The organism is Bradyrhizobium sp. F1.4.3 (genome assembly GCF_040548375.1).
Lineage (GTDB): Bacteria > Pseudomonadota > Alphaproteobacteria > Rhizobiales > Xanthobacteraceae > Bradyrhizobium.
Map to the genome: position 1 here is coordinate 1 of NZ_JBEPRN010000049.1, position 1,035 is coordinate 1,035.

General features: G+C 59.8%; 1 protein-coding gene. It reads right to left on the minus strand.

Translation table 11 applies throughout. The features are described from left to right. On the minus strand, nucleotides 1-952 hold a 952-nt coding region (locus ABIB73_RS37540), incomplete at its 3' end, for an IS481 family transposase (RefSeq protein ID WP_354232502.1). Nucleotides 953-1,035: the final 83 nt, after the last annotated feature.

A 1,035-nucleotide genomic window follows, 5' to 3' on the forward strand; every position in this document is an offset into this window, starting at 1 on the left:
TGTGGAGCCTCAAGAGGTTGTCCTCGGTTAGACCGAGTCTGCTGATAGGCGTTTGAGATTTTATACCACCGTGGGGCCGGTGCCAGTTGTATTGGTGCAGCCAGATCGGCAGTTCTTGGGCGCGGCGATCTGAAGTGGGATAGGCTTTGGCATAAGCCCATTCCCGAAGCGCGGTCTGGATGAATCGTTCAGCCTTGCCGTTTGTTTTGGGCGTGTAAGGCTTAGTGCGGATGTGCTTGATGCCCAGATCCCGGCAAGCGTCGCGGAAGGCGAAAGCGTTGTAGCAACTGCCATTGTCGGTCATGACGCGAGTGACGGTGACGCCGAGGCTTTCGTAATAAGCCACGGCTGCCTTGAGAAAGGGAACAGCGCTGTCCGCCGTCTCGTCGGGCTTGATCTCGGAGAAGGCGACGCGAGAATGGTCGTCAATGCAGACGTGGACGAAATCCCAGCCGGCGCCGCGGCTCTTGTTTGGACCACTCCGATCGCCGCTGATGCGGTGGCCGACGCGCTCGAAACGCCCGAGCTTTTTGATGTCGATGTGAATGATCTCGCCCGGGTTCTCGCGCTCATAGCGGCGTTCCGGCTCAGCGGGCTCCAAATCCCGTATCCGGTTCAAGCCCAAACGGTGAAGAACACGGCTGACGGTGGCCGGCGACACCTCGACCTCGGCTGCGATCTGCTTGCCGGTGTGGCGCTGCCGGCGCAAGACCTCGATGGCCGTGCATGTGGCTGCAGAGGTTTGGCTTGGCGATGAAAGGGGTCTGGAGGAGCGATCTCGCAATCCTTCCACACCTTCTGCGCGGAAGCGCTTGACCCATTTGGCGATCGTCTTCGGCGTCGTATTGAACTGGTAGGCCGCGTCGGCCTGGCTCAGCCCACCTTCCACCACGCTTCGGACCATCGCCTCTCGACCTTTGGGCGTCAAAGGCGCATTCTTGTGGACGTTCATCTGGTCTCTCCCTGGAACACTGAAGCTTCGCAACCTCAGCTTCCTCGGTTCAGACCAGATGGACAACCTCCTGAGAGACCACA